Annotated in this window: 14 protein-coding genes and 1 tRNA gene; 9 read left to right on the top strand and 6 right to left on the bottom strand. The window is 32.0% G+C overall.

Annotation, left to right across the window (positions count from 1 at the left end):
* Positions 1 to 65: 65 nt before the first annotated feature.
* The gene (locus LXH21_RS05670; protein ID WP_239863294.1) at positions 66 to 878 is read right to left on the bottom strand and encodes a 5'-nucleotidase, lipoprotein e(P4) family; all 813 of its coding nucleotides are present in this window, start codon (positions 876 to 878) and stop codon (positions 66 to 68) included.
* Positions 879 to 1056: 178 nt separating this feature from the next.
* Here LXH21_RS05670 and LXH21_RS05665 point away from each other — a divergent pair, with 178 nt between their 5' ends.
* The 5 genes from LXH21_RS05665 (at position 1057) to LXH21_RS05645 (ending at position 5850) form a co-directional block, all read left to right on the top strand.
* On the top strand, positions 1057 to 2928 hold the full coding sequence (locus LXH21_RS05665) for an Nramp family divalent metal transporter (protein ID WP_239863293.1): 1872 nt from the start codon (positions 1057 to 1059) through the stop codon (positions 2926 to 2928).
* A 44-nt stretch (positions 2929 to 2972) separates the two neighbouring features.
* Positions 2973 to 3626, top strand: a complete 654-nt coding sequence (locus tag LXH21_RS05660; protein ID WP_239863292.1) for a metal-dependent transcriptional regulator — start codon at positions 2973 to 2975, stop codon at positions 3624 to 3626.
* Positions 3627 to 3680: 54 nt separating this feature from the next.
* On the top strand, positions 3681 to 4349 hold the full coding sequence (locus LXH21_RS05655; protein WP_239863291.1) for a hypothetical protein: 669 nt from the start codon (positions 3681 to 3683) through the stop codon (positions 4347 to 4349).
* A 439-nt stretch (positions 4350 to 4788) separates the two neighbouring features.
* The gene (tatA, locus tag LXH21_RS05650; protein ID WP_239863290.1) at positions 4789 to 4971 is read left to right on the top strand and encodes a twin-arginine translocase TatA/TatE family subunit; all 183 of its coding nucleotides are present in this window, start codon (positions 4789 to 4791) and stop codon (positions 4969 to 4971) included.
* Positions 4972 to 5334: 363 nt separating this feature from the next.
* Positions 5335 to 5850, top strand: a complete 516-nt coding sequence (locus LXH21_RS05645) for a PepSY domain-containing protein (RefSeq protein WP_239863289.1) — start codon at positions 5335 to 5337, stop codon at positions 5848 to 5850.
* 1060 nt (positions 5851 to 6910) lie between these two features.
* Here the strand turns inward: LXH21_RS05645 and LXH21_RS05640 are convergent.
* Positions 6911 to 9034, bottom strand: a complete 2124-nt coding sequence (locus LXH21_RS05640) for a Tex family protein (protein WP_239863288.1) — start codon at positions 9032 to 9034, stop codon at positions 6911 to 6913.
* 51 nt (positions 9035 to 9085) lie between these two features.
* Positions 9086 to 10402: a Fic family protein gene (locus LXH21_RS05635; protein ID WP_239863287.1), complete on the bottom strand. Its 1317-nt coding sequence runs from the start codon at positions 10400 to 10402 to the stop codon at positions 9086 to 9088.
* A 99-nt stretch (positions 10403 to 10501) separates the two neighbouring features.
* Between LXH21_RS05635 and LXH21_RS05630 the strand changes: the two genes are divergently transcribed.
* A complete protein-coding gene (locus LXH21_RS05630) occupies positions 10502 to 10786 on the top strand; it encodes a DUF1294 domain-containing protein (protein ID WP_239863286.1) in 285 nt (94 codons plus the stop codon).
* Between the two features lie 145 nt (positions 10787 to 10931).
* On the opposite strand, the gene rpiB is transcribed toward LXH21_RS05630, so the two are convergent.
* Positions 10932 to 11363, bottom strand: coding sequence for a ribose 5-phosphate isomerase B (rpiB, locus tag LXH21_RS05625; RefSeq protein WP_239863285.1), 432 nt, complete (start codon positions 11361 to 11363; stop codon positions 10932 to 10934).
* Between the two features lie 679 nt (positions 11364 to 12042).
* Positions 12043 to 12282: a DUF2007 domain-containing protein gene (locus LXH21_RS05620; protein WP_239863284.1), complete on the bottom strand. Its 240-nt coding sequence runs from the start codon at positions 12280 to 12282 to the stop codon at positions 12043 to 12045.
* A gap of 139 nt (positions 12283 to 12421) precedes the next feature.
* On the opposite strand from LXH21_RS05620, the gene rnr reads away from it, so the two are divergent.
* Genes rnr through LXH21_RS05605 form a run of 3 tightly spaced genes read left to right on the top strand, consistent with a single transcriptional unit; the run spans position 12422 to position 16007 of the window.
* On the top strand, positions 12422 to 14605 hold the full coding sequence (gene rnr, locus LXH21_RS05615) for a ribonuclease R (protein ID WP_239863283.1): 2184 nt from the start codon (positions 12422 to 12424) through the stop codon (positions 14603 to 14605).
* A gap of 12 nt (positions 14606 to 14617) precedes the next feature.
* Complete coding sequence (locus tag LXH21_RS05610) at positions 14618 to 15286, top strand: head GIN domain-containing protein (protein ID WP_239863282.1); 669 nt, start codon at positions 14618 to 14620, stop codon at positions 15284 to 15286.
* Between the two features lie 37 nt (positions 15287 to 15323).
* Positions 15324 to 16007 carry a LysE family translocator gene (locus LXH21_RS05605; protein WP_239863281.1) on the top strand — a complete coding sequence of 228 codons (684 nt, stop codon included), beginning with the start codon at positions 15324 to 15326 and terminating at the stop codon, positions 16005 to 16007.
* 788 nt (positions 16008 to 16795) lie between these two features.
* Here LXH21_RS05605 and LXH21_RS05600 read toward each other — a convergent pair.
* Positions 16796 to 16866, bottom strand: a tRNA-Cys gene (locus tag LXH21_RS05600).
* Between the last annotated feature and the right edge of the window lie 12 nt (positions 16867 to 16878).

Raw genomic sequence — 16878 nt, 5'->3', positions numbered from 1 at the left:
AGATCAGCAGACTGATCTCGGGTTTAATTATAGTACATAGAACTGTGTTATTTGTATCTCTTGTATTAAAATCCTTTTAATAACTCCATACGCATTTTGACTTTTTCATCATCACTTTTTCTTTCGTAATTATATAGTGCATTCTCCCATTCACCATAATTACAATTAGGAAGTACAATAAATTTATCTCCCCATTTTTTTTGATCTAAATCAGTTTTATCGAATCGATCTTGAATGCTATTTTTTTCGAAAGCAGTGCTAAAATCCGTTAAATTATCTCCCATTAACATGACGATTTTGTAGTTTTCCTCAATCTTTTTTCTGCGTATTTCCTTTGATGAAGTATCCGTTTTGAAAAGACAATGCGCCGCATCTGCGTTTGGAAGTTCAAGTCGCTTAAGATCAATCAATGTATTTTCTACACTAGCGGTATCGCGATTGGAAACATAAAATATCGTAATTCCTTTTTTAGAAGCTTCTTTTAAAAATGCTACCGCACCTGGAACTTCAGTTGCTTTTGAAACTGCCGTCCAACGATCCCATTCGGCACCATTCATTTGTTTGTGCTCCTTTATCAATTGTGCTCCTACATAACTATTATCAAGGATAGTTTCGTCTAGATCGGTAATTATAGCCAAATTTCCCTTTCGGAATTGTCTTCTTGGAATTTCCTTCAAACGAACTGAAGCCAAATTAAATGCTTGATAACATAATGCTCTATATTCTGCAGCAGTTTGTTGCCACAAAATTGAGTAGGCTTTCATTTGACTCTCGTCATAGGTATTGGACTTATCTTGCGCCTGCAAGTTTGGTACGCTTAATACTAAAAAAAGTATACAGATCGACTTTTTTAAATTTGGGCAAAACTTAATTTTCATTTTTTCTCTTTTTTGCAAATATAGGATTGTTCTCTTTCTAAAATGATCATGATACAACATAATTTGCTAGACCACATGAGTCCAACTCATTAGAAATTTAAACTTATTTTTAGTGTAGTCTAAATATATTTTTTTGCTTTTATGTTTAATTGTATATATTTGCCTCAAACAGTTAATAATGAGCAAGTCGTTAGAAGAAGTCAATGAATCGGTTTCTGCACAGAATAAAAAATCAGTTTTTAGAAAAATATTAGCCTTTTTTGGTCCCGCATATTTAATTAGTGTTGGGTACATGGATCCGGGAAATTGGGCCACCGATATTGCTGGAGGTAGCCAATTCGGGTATTCATTACTTTGGGTACTGTTAATGAGTAATATTATGGCTTTGCTATTGCAAAGTTTAAGTGCTCGTCTGGGAATCGTAACTCAACGCGATTTAGCGCAAGCTTCCCGCGAGACTTACTCCCCTTTTATCAATTATATTTTATACTTTCTAGCAGAAGTTGCTATCGCTGCCTGCGATCTTGCAGAAGTTTTGGGTATGGCAATTGGTATTAATTTGTTGTTTGATATCCCATTAATTGAGGGAGTAATGATAACTGTTTTAGACACCTTCTTGTTGCTATTCCTAATTAATAAAGGGATTAGAAAAATGGAAGCTTTCATCATTACCCTTGTTACTGTTATTGGAGTATCTTTTATTTTTGAAATGGTTTTTGCACAACCAGAAATGGATAAAGTGTTGCTAGGACTAATTCCGACAATGCCAACAGAAACTGCTTTGTATATCGCTATAGGTATTATTGGAGCTACCGTAATGCCACATAATTTGTACCTGCACTCTTCACTAGTACAAACTCGAAAATTTGATCGCTCAAAAGCTGGAATTAAACAAGCTTTAAAGTACAACTTTATAGACTCGACCATAGCACTGAACTTAGCATTCTTGGTAAATGCAGCTATTCTTATTTTGGCAGCCGCTACTTTTTACAGAAACGGAATGTTTCAAGTGGCCGAAATACAAGATGCACATCAATTTCTAGAGCCACTTTTGGGTACTAAGTGGGCACCAATATTATTTGCTGTAGCATTGATTGCAGCAGGACAAAGTTCGACCATTACTGGAACGTTGGCTGGACAAATCATCATGGAAGGCTATCTGAATTTAAGAATTCAACCTTGGGTACGACGTATCATTACTCGTTTGATTGCTATCGTTCCCGCAGTTATTGTTATCACTATTTTTGGTGAAGGCGTGACGGGTAAGCTATTGATTTTAAGTCAAGTTATTCTAAGTTTACAATTAGGTTTTGCTATTATTCCATTAATACATTTTGTGAGTGATAAAACGAAAATGAAGGGATTCCATATAAGTAAAATTACGCAAATCGCCTCTTGGATTGTAGCCTCAATAATCGTGATTTTAAATGGAAAATTGGTTTATGACGAAATTACAGGCTGGTTAGAAATATCTGATCATCCAATTATACTGTGGTTGACAGTAGTTCCTATGGCTTTTGGTTTTTTAATATTATTACTTTATATCGTTTTTAAACCTGTTTTTGATAAATCCAAAAGAGTAATACATAATCATTCTCCTCATCATTTAAAATTAAGATTTCCTACTGCAAAAACTTATTCGAAAAGGAATCTTGCAGTAACGGTAGACTTCTCAGCTGCAGATGAAGTAGCACTTAATAATGCATTTGAACTAGGCGGAAATGATGCAAAATATACTTTAATACATATTGTCGAAACTGTTGGTGCTTTGATTCACGGTGAGAATACAGATGACCATGAAACCACTATTGATGAAAAATTATTAATGGAATACGAAGCCATGCTAATCGACAAAGGATTTAAGGTCAGTATTTTATTAGGTTTTGGTTCACCAGACAAAGTGATTCCGACCTTGATAAACAAAGGAGATTTTGATGTATTGGTAATGGGAACCCATGGTCACACTGGTTTTAAAGATTTAGTATTTGGTACAACCGTAGACAAAATACGCCACAAAATTTCGATACCTTTGTTTATTGTTAAGCAATAATAATTGCTTATATTTAAAATAAGTTACTCTACTATTTATATCAAATGACGCAATCAGAAGAAAATTATCTTAAAGCAATTTACCACCTTACCACTATCACAGATACAGATGTAAGTACAAATGCTATCGCAGAAACAATGGAGACCAAGGCTTCATCTGTAACCGATATGATTAAAAAATTGGCCGAGAAGGATCTAGTTAATTATAAAAAGTACCAAGGTGTTTCACTTACTGTAAAAGGTAGTTTGGCTGCCAAAATGATTGTGAGGAAGCACCGTCTTTGGGAGGTTTTTTTGGTAGAAAAACTTGATTTTTCTTGGGACGAAGTCCATGATGTAGCCGAACAACTGGAGCATATAAAATCTGAAAAATTGATTAATAAACTTGCCGATTTTCTAGGAAATCCAACAGAAGATCCACACGGTGATCCTATACCCGATGCAAATGGAGATGTGCAAAAAGTGGAGAAGCAATTGCTATCTGAATTAAACATTGGGCAAAATGGAATTTGTGTGGGAGTAAAAGATACTTCGTCTGAGTTCTTAAAATACCTTGACAAGCAAAAAATTTCACTAGGTTCTCAAATCGAGTTTTTAGAAAGAGAAGAATTCGATTTATCTCTGAAAATTAAGGTGGATCACACTATTTTGAGTATCTCAAACAAGATTGCCAGCAATATATTCATGAAGTTAAATTAGCTTTTCTCCTAGTTTTTTTGTATATTGAGATAGAACAAAATAATATAGATAATTATGAAATACACATTTTTAGCAATAACTTTATTCGCATATGGTGTAGGGTTTTCACAAGATTTGATACCCGCTGCCGTTACACAAACAATGAGTCAGGGAACACAACCAGGAATTAGCGTATTTATACCTAATGTTTCTGATGACAATGTTGAAGATGCGATTAAAGACGTTACAAAACAATACAAAGGTAAAGTAAGGAAAATTAAGCGCAGCGATGAGAATTATATAGATAATGCTCAGATTAAGGAAATTAGCCCTAATTCAATTGATATTCATCAAGTTGTAGAGAAAATTGACAACGGTTATAAATATACTGCTTTTTTTAACCTAGGAGGTAAATTCTTAGACAGTGCTTATAGCTCAGAAAAATTTGCTTACGCAACTTCTGTTGTTAGAAAAATTGCAATGAAAGCTTCTGAACTTAATATGGATGAAGTAATTAAGGACCAAAACAAAGTTTATTCTAAGCTGGAAGACAGTAAAAAAGACTTAATCAAAGAAAACGAGAAAGCAGCTAAGGATATTGAAAAAGCTAAAGATTTAATAGCTAAAAAAGAAAATGAAATTGAGGATAATCTTAAGATGATGGAATCAAGAGCTAGTGATATTGAAAAGCAGCGTCAAAGAGTTATAGAGTACCAAAATCAAAGGTCAGCTTATACTAGATAAAACTGATTTACAGCATTATATAACCGAAAACAACATTAAATTATGTTGTTTTCGGTTTTTTTTTGGACAATTTATTGGTGTTATATGTGTAAAGTTGTAAGTATTTAATGAATATAAGTTCTATCAATTTTTAACAAATGTATTTAAACCTCTGTTTGCATGAGGGATAGAAGCTAGCTACCGAAGTAGCGCGAATAGCCCGACAGCAGTAGTTATATGGGCTATATATGCGCAATAATTGGTAGCCCATTTAACTACTGGTGGCATGCCCATGTATAAATTTGAAATGGCAAATTATAGATTGAGTGAAATGCTTTTAATAAAGTTTTAACTTGTTAGATTATAAATAAATCAGTTTTATTGAGTTTGTATTGAGGAATTCTATATACCTTTGCCGCTAGATTTATTACAAATAGGCTTCGGCATAAATTATTCGATCATGGGAAGATTTGGAGTTACAGAAATCCTGGTTATTTTGGCAGTTGTATTATTACTTTTTGGAGGTAAAAAAATTCCAGAATTAATGAAAGGTTTAGGAAGTGGTCTTAAAGAATTTAAGAATGCATCTAAAGACGAAACTGTTGCAGAAAAAAAAGAAGATAGCGTAAATGAGACTAAATAAGAAATTACTTTTCTTATTTGAATCCCAAAATTTGATTTATAATCGAGTTTTGGGATTTTTTTTGTTTGAGATTTAACTTTAATAATCTTTACTAATTCTATTATCATCTATTTAGATTTATATCTCATTTATGTTTAATTTAGTAGTAATCAATACATTTTATAGCAACTACATATTGATAGTTTATAATTAATACTGAATCGAAAGTCCCATTTTACATAGTATTTAGTTCTCTATTATTGCGAGATGATATGTAAACTGATATAAAATTATAAAAGTTTCTTAAGTGCTATCTAGAATAAATCGTAATCATCTATTTTTATCGCCAGAAAAAATTATACAAAATAAACAAATCTTAAAGAAATGACAAAAAAGAAAAAAACAAGTAATTTAATGCGAATTATTCACCGTTATTTAGGATTTTTTCTAGCCGGAATTATGGCAGTTTATTCATTAAGTGGTATCATATTAATTTTTAGAGATACACCTTTCTTAAAGCAAGACAAAGCAATTGTTAAAACTATTGAGCCTAATTTAACTGGTGAAGATTTAGGTAAAGCATTACATCTTAAAAAATTTAAAGCGGATCGCGAAGAAGGTGATGTAGTTTACTTTAAACAAGGAACTTATAATAAAAAGACTGGTATTGCAGACTATAAAACGAGTAGTCAACCCTTTCTAATCGAAAAAATGAACAAACTGCACAAAGCACAATCAGGCGATCCTCTTTTTGTTTTAAATGTGTTTTTTGGAGTTTCACTATTCTTCTTTGTAATTTCAACTTTTTGGATGTTTGCACCAAAAACTACTATATTCAAAAAGGGAATGTACTTTACCGCAGCTGGAATTGTACTAACTCTTTTAATGTTGTTTTTGTAATTTTTATACATTACAACACAATATTGTCACTCTGAAAGAGTTTCTTCGTAAGTGACTCACAGTTGCTGAGACGATTTCAGCGAGACAAACTATGGGGAATTTGATTGTGGATTATTGTTGTTAAGTGCTTTTTACGCAAAAAAAATAACTATAAAATTGTCACTTTGAAAGAGTCTCTGCATAAGCGAATCAAAGTTGCTGAGACGCTTTCAGCGAGACAAACTATGGGGAATTTGATTGTAGATTATTGTTGTTAAGTGCTTTTTACGCAAAAAAAATAACCATAAAATTGTTACTTTGAAAGAGTCTCTGCACGCGTAACTCACAATTGCTGAGATACATTTAGCGTGACAAACTAGATAGAAGTAATTTATAGAATACTGTTGTCAACAATTTTATAAATAAAACTTTGACACAATACTTATCACCCAGTATTGCCACTCTGAATGAGTCTCTACACAAGTTACTCATAGTTCCTGAGATGCTTTCAGTGTGACAAACGGTGGGGAGTTTTATTGTGGCTTATTTTTGTAGAGTGCTTTTACACAATATTTGTCACTCTGAAAGAGTCTCTACACAAGTTACTCATAGTTGCTGAGACGCTTTCAGCGAGACAAATTGGGGGGAAGTTGATTGTCGGTTATTATTGTCGAATGCTTTTTACGCAACTCTTACTACAAACTTTATCACACAATATTTGTCACTCTGAAAGAGTCTCTACATAAGTGACTCATAGTTCTTGAGATGCTTTCAGCGTGACAAACTAGATGGAACTTAATTCTGGATTATTATTGTTAAAGATTTGTTACACAATTTGTTACTACACAAACCTTATCACACAGTATTTGTCACTCTGAAAGAGTCACTACACATGTGACTCACAATTGCTGAGACGCTTTCAGCGAGACAAATTAGAAGGAAGTTGATTAAGGAATAATGTTGTCAAATCCTTATCACACAATATTTGTCACTCTGAAAGAATCTCTACTCAAGTGACTCACAGTAGTTGAGATGCTTTTAGCGATACAAGCGGTGGGGAAGTTGATTGTACTCTTCAAACTTAAATCACCATCGTCAATTGAATTCGTTTTCTATCCTCGTCCACCTCAGTGACTTTTACGGTAACATGTTGGTGTAACTTAACAACCTCATTAACGTCGCTTACAAAGCCTGCTTTTAGCTGTGAGATATGAACCAAACCACTTTCTTTGACTCCTATATCTACAAAACAACCAAAGTTGGTAATGTTGTTCACAATTCCTGGCAGAATCATTCCTGATTTTACGTCTTTTATTGTTTTTACGTTTGGATCAAATTCGAAAACTTTTGCTGCTTTTCTTGGGTCTAATCCTGGTTTTTCTAGCTCTTTGATGATGTCTTTTAAGGTTAATAAACCAATTTCTGCAGTTATGTAATTCTCTGGTTTGATTAAGGCTGTTTTTTCTTTATTGGCAATCAAATCATTAACAGTCAATTTTAAATCCTTAGCCATTTTTTCCACAATTTTATAAGCTTCTGGGTGCACCGCCGAGTTGTCCAACGGGTTTTTAGCATTCGAAATTCGGATAAATGCAACTCCTTGTTGGTATGCTTTTTCGCCCAAGCGAGGGACTTTTTTCAATTGTTTTCTGTCTTCGAATGGACCGTTTTCTGAGCGGTAGTTTACAATGTTTTCCGCCAGCTTCTCTCCTATTCCACTCACGTAACTCAACAAATGTTTGCTAGCTGTGTTGATATTGATCCCTACTGAGTTCACGCAACGAATCACCGTATTATCCAGCTCTTCTTTTAATTTATTTTGATCCACGTCATGTTGGTACTGCCCTACGCCTATTGCTTTCGGGTCAATTTTTACCAATTCGGCCAACGGGTCTGACAATCTTCTACCAATCGAAACCGAACCACGAACGGTTACATCATAATCTGGAAATTCTTCTCGAGCAATTTTCGAAGCCGAATAAACCGAAGCTCCAGCCTCTGAAACTATAAAAACTTGTACCGGTTTATCAAATGCAATTTTCTTGATGAAGAATTCGGTTTCGCGCGAAGCGGTTCCGTTTCCTATCGAGATCGCATCAATTTTATAGGCATTTACCATCGATTTTATCTTTTTCATCGCCATAGCCGTTTCATTTTGTGGCGCATGCGGATAGATATTTTCATTGTATAATAAATCTCCTTTTTCGTCCAAACAAACCACTTTACATCCCGATCTAAAACCTGGATCAATTGCTAGAATACGTTTTTCGCCCAATGGCGGTGCCAGTAACAACTGTCCTAAATTATTCGCAAATACCTGAATCGAATTGGCATCAGCTTTTGCTTTGGCTTCTTGCAAGGCTTCATTAGAAATTGCTGGATTTAGTAAACGCTTATAACTGTCTTCGATAGCCAATTGCACATGTGGTGTACTCGCACTCTGCCCTTTTAAAACTATTTCGTCTATAATTGCATACGCATCATCAATGTCAACTTCGACTTTAAACTTAATAAATCCCTCATTTTCGGCACGTAACATCGCCATTAAACGGTGCGATGGTGCTTTGGTCAACGGCTCTGACCACTCAAAATATTGATTGAATTTTTGTGCTGCTTCGTCGTCTTTTTTAGTTTTAACGACCTTAGTTGTAATGGTCGCCTTGCGCTCGTACAAACGTCGCAACTGCTTTCGAACATATATATTTTCATTGATCCACTCCGCTACGATATCACGTGCGCCCTGAAGTGCAGCTTCTTCGTTTATTACATTTTCGTTCAAATATTTAGTCGACAAGAAATCAACATCATCCTTGCCTTGTGACATAATAATTTTAGCCAAAGGTTCTAACCCATTCTCACGAGCGACATCAGCCTTCGTTTTTTTCTTCTTTTTATAGGGCAAATAGAAATCTTCTAACTCTTGTAAATCAAAACTTTTGTCAATTTTAGCAAACAAGGTTTCGTTCATGGCTCCTTGCTCCATAATTGATTTCAAAATTGCATCTTTGCGCTTTACAATCACTTCATATTCCTTTTGAAGCCTGGCTATATTTTCGATCTGTACTTCGTCTAGATTTCCCGTAGTATCTTTTCGATACCTAGAAATAAACGGAATCGTACAATCTTCTTGTAATAATTGAACTGTTTTTTGAATGTTTATGGCTGCTGTATTAACAGACTTGGAGATGAATTGTATGTTAGTCATTGTTTAATTTTTTAGTAAATAATGCGAGATTCTCGTAAAATTTCGCATTATTTACAACTTATATGATTTTATAATTTTATTAAAATTTTTAGATTTAATGAAATTATGTTTTATTTTATTCACTTGTATTTTTTCTAAAAAACCTAAACTTTCAAGATTATTTAAATCCGCCCTAGCGGTAAAATTTGAAATATTAAATCTGTTTTCTATCTCTTTGCTACTTAAAACTCTATCTGAATCTTCACTTATAATTTTTAAAATCTGTGCTTGTCTGTCATTTACATTTGGAATCTTAATAAACTTTGCAGCTTGTATGACTTCTTTTTGCTTTCGACCTATGTATTCTTTCAAACTAAGGAATGCTTTTTCCATTGTTTTTAAATGATATGTGATAAAATAAGTCATATCATTTTGATCTATTTCAGTATACATAAAAGCTTTCTCATATTGATTTTTAGTATCCATAATGATTGTTGAAATGGCAAGATATTCAGTTAACCAATATCCGTTTTTTAGCATATACCAATAAAAAAGAGCTCTAGCCGTTCGTCCATTACCATCGCTAAAAGGATGAATCCATCCTATCATAAAATGTATAATGATTCCTTTAATGATGGGATGTATAAATATTTTTTGATCTTTATTAAAAAAATCACATAACTCATTTATCAATCCTTCTATTTCTTGATGTTTGGGTGGAGTATGAACAACTTCACTATTAGAATAATTTACAACATAAATTTCATCATTTTCTCTAAATACACCTTCTTCATTTTTATTATCTAAGGTATCATTTGAAATCAAATTATGTATGTAAAGCAACTTTTCTGGAGTTAAATCATCTGATTTATTTTGCACAATATGTTTCATTGTAACAAAATTATTCATAATCATTTGTTCCGATTTACTTTTAGGCTTCAACTCTTTTTGAATCATTTCTTTAGCCTTTTTTCGAGTAGTATTTGCCCCTTCCATTTGACTACTCGAAATAGCTTCTTCCATGATGGAACTAATCATGAACTTTGTCTTATCAGTCTCAGCAATACCAACATTACTTCCTAGATTTCCTCCAATATTTAAATCACAATAATGTAGTAATTGTTGAATAAAATCAGTTGAACTAAATTGAAAACTATTCTTTCCAAAATTAATGGTTTTTGAATTTAAAATTCGAGCCATTTTTATAGCGCTCCAATATTCTTGTGGACTTGCAATTTTAGTCTTATATTTGATCTTATCCCAATATAAATAAGCATCATTTATTTCCTTCAACTCTCCATTATCACGCAATTGATTATACAAAGCAAAAGTTTTTTCATCATATTTATATGCTGGTGGCGACTCTATCATGCAACTAATTTTTTGCAAATTTATGTAAATAATGCGAGATTCTCGTAAAATCTCGCATTATTTACTTGTTTTATATTTGTTATCTAAATAATATCTTTGAAACTTAATTTAAGATAAATGTCAATATTATTCTGCTATTTTTTGATTGTCAATTTTCTAGGATTTACAAGTACTGGATACGATAAATTCTTAGCAAGAAGACGTAAAAGAAGAATTCCAGAGAAAACTCTTTTGAGTATCGCTGCATTTGGAGGAAGTATTGGTTCTGGTATAGGAATGCTAATTTTTAGACATAAGACATCAAAGAGAAGTTACCTTTTGAAGTTTTGGGGAATAATCATTTTACATATTGTAGTTTTGTACCTGCTTTTTACAAACGAAATAATTTCTTTAAAATTATAAATATTTAAATTTACTGACTGAATTAATGTAAAATGAGTCAGTGCTTTAGCTAAATTACATTAATTCAGTCAATAGAAAACAAAAAAAACCGCATAAAAACTACATTAAATAGTTTAGTATGCGGTTTGAAGTATTTTATTATTACTTAACTACATGCAATTTTATTTACTCTATTTTGATGTCTACCACCTTCAAATTCAGTTTTTAAGAAAGTATCAACAATTTCAAGAGCTTGTTCTATAGATGTAAAACGTGCTGGAATACTCACAACATTGGCATCATTATGTAAACGAGTCAAATAAGCAATTTCTTTTGTCCAACATAAACCTGCTCTTACGCCTGCATGTTTATTTACAGTCATAGCAATACCGTTACCACTACCGCAGATAACAATACCAAAATCGGCTTTACCTGTTTCTACATCTGTGGCTACAGGATGTCCAAAATCTGGGTAATCAACAGAATCAACAGAATCTGTACCATAATTTGTAATTACATGACCTTTTTCCTCAAGCATTTTTACAATTGCTTTCTTATACTCTGGACCAGCGTGATCGTTTCCTATCGAAATATTCATTCTCTATATTATTAAGTTGTGTTTGCAAATTTACCAAAACAATATGTATTATCCATAGAATACAAAACTTGTTTACTTGATAAATCGTTTTCAAAAATTGAATTTTTAATAGACTGATATTAAATAGATTATGAGTTATAAACAATTATTAATAACTCATAAATAACTGATAATCAGTAAATAATATTCATTATTTTACAATAAAATTTACATTGTTAATAACGCTTATTAAATCCTTGATTTTCAGTTAACCTTATGTTAATACAAAATGTTGATAAGTTGACATAGAATATTAGAACTATATTTTGGTCGTATCAAATAAAAATGTAATCCAAAATAGGAAATTAATAACCTAGAAAAGTTTGTTCTATTTTTAGAAAAGTTATCAATACTCATTTACTATTTATCAACAGAAAAATTAAAAATACTTATTTACAATTTCTATATCATTTGGTTTATCAACCGTTGTTAATTAAAAATGAATAACAGTTTATAATGAATGCTTTAAGTATAATAAAGGTTGTTGATAACTGTTGATAACACTCAAAAACTAATAAACAATACACTTTCTATTAATTTTATAGTCACTATTAACATGCTATAATACCCATAAATAAATAATTTAAATTTAATTTTTCTTTTTGTTGTATTATATATATGTTGACAACTTTCAAAAATATTAAACGATTCTCAAATTGTTTTCATACTTCATTTGTTGCAGAATCAATTTTATGTTGTCAAAATCATTCGGATGAACTTTTAATTTGATTCCACCCAACGCTGTTGAATACATCGGTGCAAAAGAAGACATGATTTCGTTTTCAAAAAAGTATTGAAATCCTTCAATGTCCAATCGATGTTTTATAATTTCAATTTGATGTGTATAATCAAATATAGCAAGGGTTACAAAGGTTTCCATATTCTTTCGTTTGTTCATAAAGATAGTTCAAATAGAAATACTGCTAAACTCACTTTTACGTTATTATTTATTTAAAACTTAGATCAATCGACTTTTAACTGTTAACAATTTTGTAATTTCGAATTTTAAGAAAAGAATTATGAGTAAAAAATTAAGAAAACCGACTAAGAAAGAATTGGATTTCTCAGACAAAATTATAAAAATACTATCCAATAGTGCTAATAAAGAATTCACTTACAAGCAAATAGCTGCTAAATTGGAATTGGATGATACCCAAAGTCGTAATCAAATCATTAAAGATTTGAAGTTATTAACGGCCGATAAGAAAATTGTTGAAACTGAACCTGGTAAATATTTAATAAAAACCGAGAGTAGAGAATACTACGAAGGTAAAATTGACATGACTAGTCGTAAGACGGCTTATTTTGTATGTCCAGAATTTGGAGAGGATGTCTTTATTCCTACCAATAATTTAAATCATGCACTTGATAAGGATATTGTAAAAGTATATGTTTATAATCGAAGAAGAGGTAAACGTCCTGAAGGAGAAGTAGTTGAAATTATAGAAAGAGCCAAAACAGATTTTGTAGGTGTGATTGACATTCAAAAGAATTTTGCTTTTGTATCTACTGCCAACCCTAAGATGTATACAGATATCTTTATTCCAAAAGATAAGATAGGAGAGGCTGAACAAGGAGATGTTGTACTAGTTCATATTGAAGATTGGCCTCGAAAAGCAGACAGTCCATTTGGTATAGTTTCAAAAGTACTTGGTAAACCCGGAGAACATGATACCGAAATTCATGCTATTTTGGCAGAGTATGGCTTACCGTCTGAGTTTCCTATAGAAGTAGAAACTTATGCTCAAAAAATAGATACCTCTATTACTCCAGAAGAAATTGCCAATCGTAGAGACATGCGTGATACGCTGACGTTTACAATTGACCCTAAGGATGCTAAAGATTTTGATGATGCATTATCATTTAAAAAGTTAGAAAACGGAAATTACGAAATTGGTATTCACATTGCAGATGTTTCCTATTATCTTGAAGAGGGAACTATACTTGATGATGAAGCATATCAACGTGCAACATCCGTTTATTTGGTTGATAGAGTAGTACCTATGTTGCCAGAAGTACTTTCAAATTTTGCCTGTTCATTACGCCCGCAAGAAGAAAAATATACTTTTTCTGCTGTTTTCGAAATTAGTGAAAAGTGTGAAGTTATTAACCAATGGTTTGGTAGAACAGTTATATTTTCTGATCAACGTTTTGCTTATGAGGAAGCACAATATATTATAGAGACTAAAGACGATACTATTCCCGAAGATATTTCGATTACGGGTAGTTCTTATCAAGTTTCTCCAGAAATTGTCTCAGCGACGCTTAAATTAGATGAATTAGCAAAAATCTTCAGAAGAAAGAGAATGCAAGATGGAGCGATTTCATTTGATAAAGTAGAAGTGAAATTTAATTTAAGTGAAGCTGGTGAGCCAGAGGGTGTTTATTTTAAAGTTTCCAAGGATGCCAATCATTTGATTGAAGAGTTCATGCTTCTTGCCAATAAGAAAGTGGCCGAATACATAGGTAAACAAAAGAAAACATTTATCTATAGAATTCACGATGAACCAAATGAGGATAAATTGTTTGCTATGCAAGCTGTTATAGCAAAATTCGGTTATAAAATTGATTTCAAACAAGGTGATGTTTCCAAAGCTTTAAATAAGTTAATGGAAGATGTAAACGGTAAGAAAGAACAAAACCTTATCGATACACTAGCAATTCGCTCTATGAGTAAAGCCAAATATTCAACAGATAATATTGGTCATTATGGTTTGGCATTCGATTATTATTCTCACTTTACCTCTCCAATACGTCGTTACCCAGATGTAATGGTACACCGTTTATTGCAATTTTACCTAGACGGAGCCAAGTCTGCAGACGAAGAATTGTATGAAACTAGGTGTTTACACTGCTCTACGATGGAGGGATTAGCAACAAATGCAGAAAGAGACTCTATTAAATACATGCAGGTTAAATACATGCAAGATCATCAAGATGAAGAATTTTTAGGAGTTATATCTGGTGTTACAGAGTGGGGTATTTATGTCGAAATTATCGATAATAAATGTGAAGGTATGGTGCGAATTAGAGATTTGAAAGACGACTATTATACTTTTGACGAAAAACAATATGCTATGGTTGGAGCGACTTCGGAACAGTTATTGCAACTAGGTGACGAGATCTATGTAAAGGTTAAAAATGCTGACTTAGTCAAAAAGCAGTTAGATTTTAATTTTATACGTAGAAACGACAAACTATAAAATAAAGACAAAATGAAAAAATTAATGATGATTGCCTTTGTGTTGATTTCGCAAATCACATTGGCACAGGTTACAAAAAACTTAGGGGACTTTAATGCTGTTAGTGTTTTTGATAAACTAAATGTTAAGTTGATTCCAGGATCAGAAAATAAAATTGTAATCACTGGTTCTAGGGCCTCAGAGGTAGAGACTGTGAACAACAATGGAGAGCTCAAGTTAAGAATGCCTTTTCCAAAATTATTATCAGGTGATGATATTAAAATTCAATTGTATTTTAAAAACATTGACGGAATTAGTGCTAGTGAAGGTTCGTACGTTGGTAGTGATGCTATATTTAAAGCTACAATTATGAACGTTAGTGCACGTGAAGGTGCTGAAATAGAGGTGGAGCTAAATGCTGATAAAGTTAATGTAAAAGCAGTAACAGGCGGAATTATTGGATTGTCAGGTAAAGCCAGTAATCAAGACGTTACTATCTCTACAGGTGGTATACTTCAAGCAAGTGATTTTCAAACTTCGCAAACAACCATTACAATGTCTGCAGGAGGGAACGCCGAAATCAATGCTTCAACTTTAGTTGATGCAAAGGTAAGAGCAGGAGGTTCTATTTACATCTATGGTAAGCCAAAACAAATTAATAAAGCAACCGTTCTTGGTGGGAAAATTGAAGAAAAAAATTAAATTGCACATTTCATATTAAAGTAAATTTAAGATTTTGATGATAAATGATATTCTAGCTGGTATTCCTTGGGGTATTTTTTTAAGTTTTATGATCGGTCCTGTATTTTTTATACTGCTAGAAACTAGTATTGTAAAAGGTTTCAGGGCTGCTTTAGTATTTGACTTAGGAGTTGTTCTTGCAGATACTATTTTTATATCTATTGCTTATTTGGGTAGTTATCGAATGATTAAAAGTCTAGAAGATAAACCTTCGCTTTTCATTTTTGGAGGTATTATCATGGCAGCTTATGGTATAATTTCTTTTTTAAATCTTCATAAAGAAAAGAGAATCAATACTAAAGAAATTGATAACGAAATCATCAAAAAGAATTACCTCAGTCTATTTTTCAAAGGTTTTATCTTAAACATAATTAACATTGGTGTTCTCGGATTTTGGTTAGCAATTATAATATCTATCGGACCTAAGTTGGAGATGCAAACATCTCGTATGATGACATTTTTTACAACTGTAATTGTAACTTATTTGATTATAGATGCGATAAAAATCATTCTAGCAAAGCAGTTAAAATCAAAAATGATTCCAAGTAACATACTAAAGATCAAACAGGGGATAAGCATCGTGTTGATGGTTTTTGGTATCGTGCTGATGTCACAAGGCTTTTTTCCTAACGAAAAGGAAATAGTCAAGCAAGCTTTTAAAAAGATTGAATATAAAAAATAATGAGAACGTCCTTCAGGGACGTTTTTTTATGCCGTATTAACATCTTTTATCTATTCGACTGTAATTGATATAAAAACATACTATCAAGCTCTTACAATGGTATCTAATGGAATATTTGAAAACTTAAACAATATTAAATTACAGCTGCTTTAAACCTTTGCTAATCTATTTAAATTTTCTACTGTATTTATTAGTAGCTTAGTAATTCATCATTACAATTTTATGAAATTCACAGTTGACAAAAGTTTGAATTTTAGTATTTATTTGTAAATTCTAGTTTTATAATTTGTCTAAATTATAAGCAAAAAAATTTAAAGTCTTTTTGAAGATTTCTGAGACATCGTCCAGATTCGAACAATAATTTATCCAATTTTTTCTAAAAATTTATATACAAAAAAAAACTTTAAATTTCCTTAAGGGTTTTTGAGGTATTGTCCGGATTCGAACAATAATTTATCCAATTTTTTCTAAAAATTTCTATATAAAAAATCCTTCAAACTTCTTTAAAGGTTCTTGATACATAGTCCGGATTCGAACAGTAATTTATCTAATTTTTTCTAAAAATTTAGACATAAAAAAAACCTTCAAATTTCTTTGAAAGTTTTTGAGGCATCGTCCGGATTCGAACAATAATTTATCCAATTTTTTCTAAAAATTTCTATATAAAAAATCCTTTAAACTTCTTTAAAGATTATTTAAGCATCGTGTGGATTCGAACAGTAATTTATCTAATTTTTTCTAAAAATTTCGACATAAAAAAAACCTTCAAATTTCTTTGAAGGTTTTTGAGGCATCGTCCGGATTCGAACCGGAGTAGGAGCTTTTGCAGAGCCCAGCCTAGCCACTCGGCCACGACGCCATTGTTAATCGG

The sequence above is a fragment of the Flavobacterium algicola genome, assembly GCF_022399565.1.
Taxonomy (GTDB): domain Bacteria; phylum Bacteroidota; class Bacteroidia; order Flavobacteriales; family Flavobacteriaceae; genus Flavobacterium; species Flavobacterium algicola.
The sequence above is the reverse complement of the archived record's forward strand: the minus strand, read 5'-3'. Positions and strand labels throughout refer to the sequence as shown.

Excerpts from the sequence above, each read along its gene's own strand:
- rpiB (WP_239863285.1), bottom strand. The coding sequence starts at position 11,363 with ATGAATATTTCGATAGGAAACGATCACGCTGGTCCAGAGTATAAGAAA.
- LXH21_RS05630 (WP_239863286.1), top strand. The coding sequence starts at position 10,502 with ATGTCAATATTATTCTGCTATTTTTTGATTGTCAATTTTCTAGGATTT.
- rnr (WP_239863283.1), top strand. The coding sequence starts at position 12,422 with ATGAGTAAAAAATTAAGAAAACCGACTAAGAAAGAATTGGATTTCTCA.
- LXH21_RS05645 (WP_239863289.1), top strand. The coding sequence starts at position 5,335 with ATGACAAAAAAGAAAAAAACAAGTAATTTAATGCGAATTATTCACCGT.
- LXH21_RS05670 (WP_239863294.1), bottom strand. The coding sequence starts at position 878 with ATGAAAATTAAGTTTTGCCCAAATTTAAAAAAGTCGATCTGTATACTT.
- LXH21_RS05640 (WP_239863288.1), bottom strand. The coding sequence starts at position 9,034 with ATGACTAACATACAATTCATCTCCAAGTCTGTTAATACAGCAGCCATA.
- LXH21_RS05665 (WP_239863293.1), top strand. The coding sequence starts at position 1,057 with ATGAGCAAGTCGTTAGAAGAAGTCAATGAATCGGTTTCTGCACAGAAT.
- LXH21_RS05660 (WP_239863292.1), top strand. The coding sequence starts at position 2,973 with ATGACGCAATCAGAAGAAAATTATCTTAAAGCAATTTACCACCTTACC.
- LXH21_RS05620 (WP_239863284.1), bottom strand. The coding sequence starts at position 12,282 with ATGGAAACCTTTGTAACCCTTGCTATATTTGATTATACACATCAAATT.
- tatA (WP_239863290.1), top strand. The coding sequence starts at position 4,789 with ATGGGAAGATTTGGAGTTACAGAAATCCTGGTTATTTTGGCAGTTGTA.
- LXH21_RS05610 (WP_239863282.1), top strand. The coding sequence starts at position 14,618 with ATGAAAAAATTAATGATGATTGCCTTTGTGTTGATTTCGCAAATCACA.
- LXH21_RS05655 (WP_239863291.1), top strand. The coding sequence starts at position 3,681 with ATGAAATACACATTTTTAGCAATAACTTTATTCGCATATGGTGTAGGG.
- LXH21_RS05605 (WP_239863281.1), top strand. The coding sequence starts at position 15,324 with ATGATAAATGATATTCTAGCTGGTATTCCTTGGGGTATTTTTTTAAGT.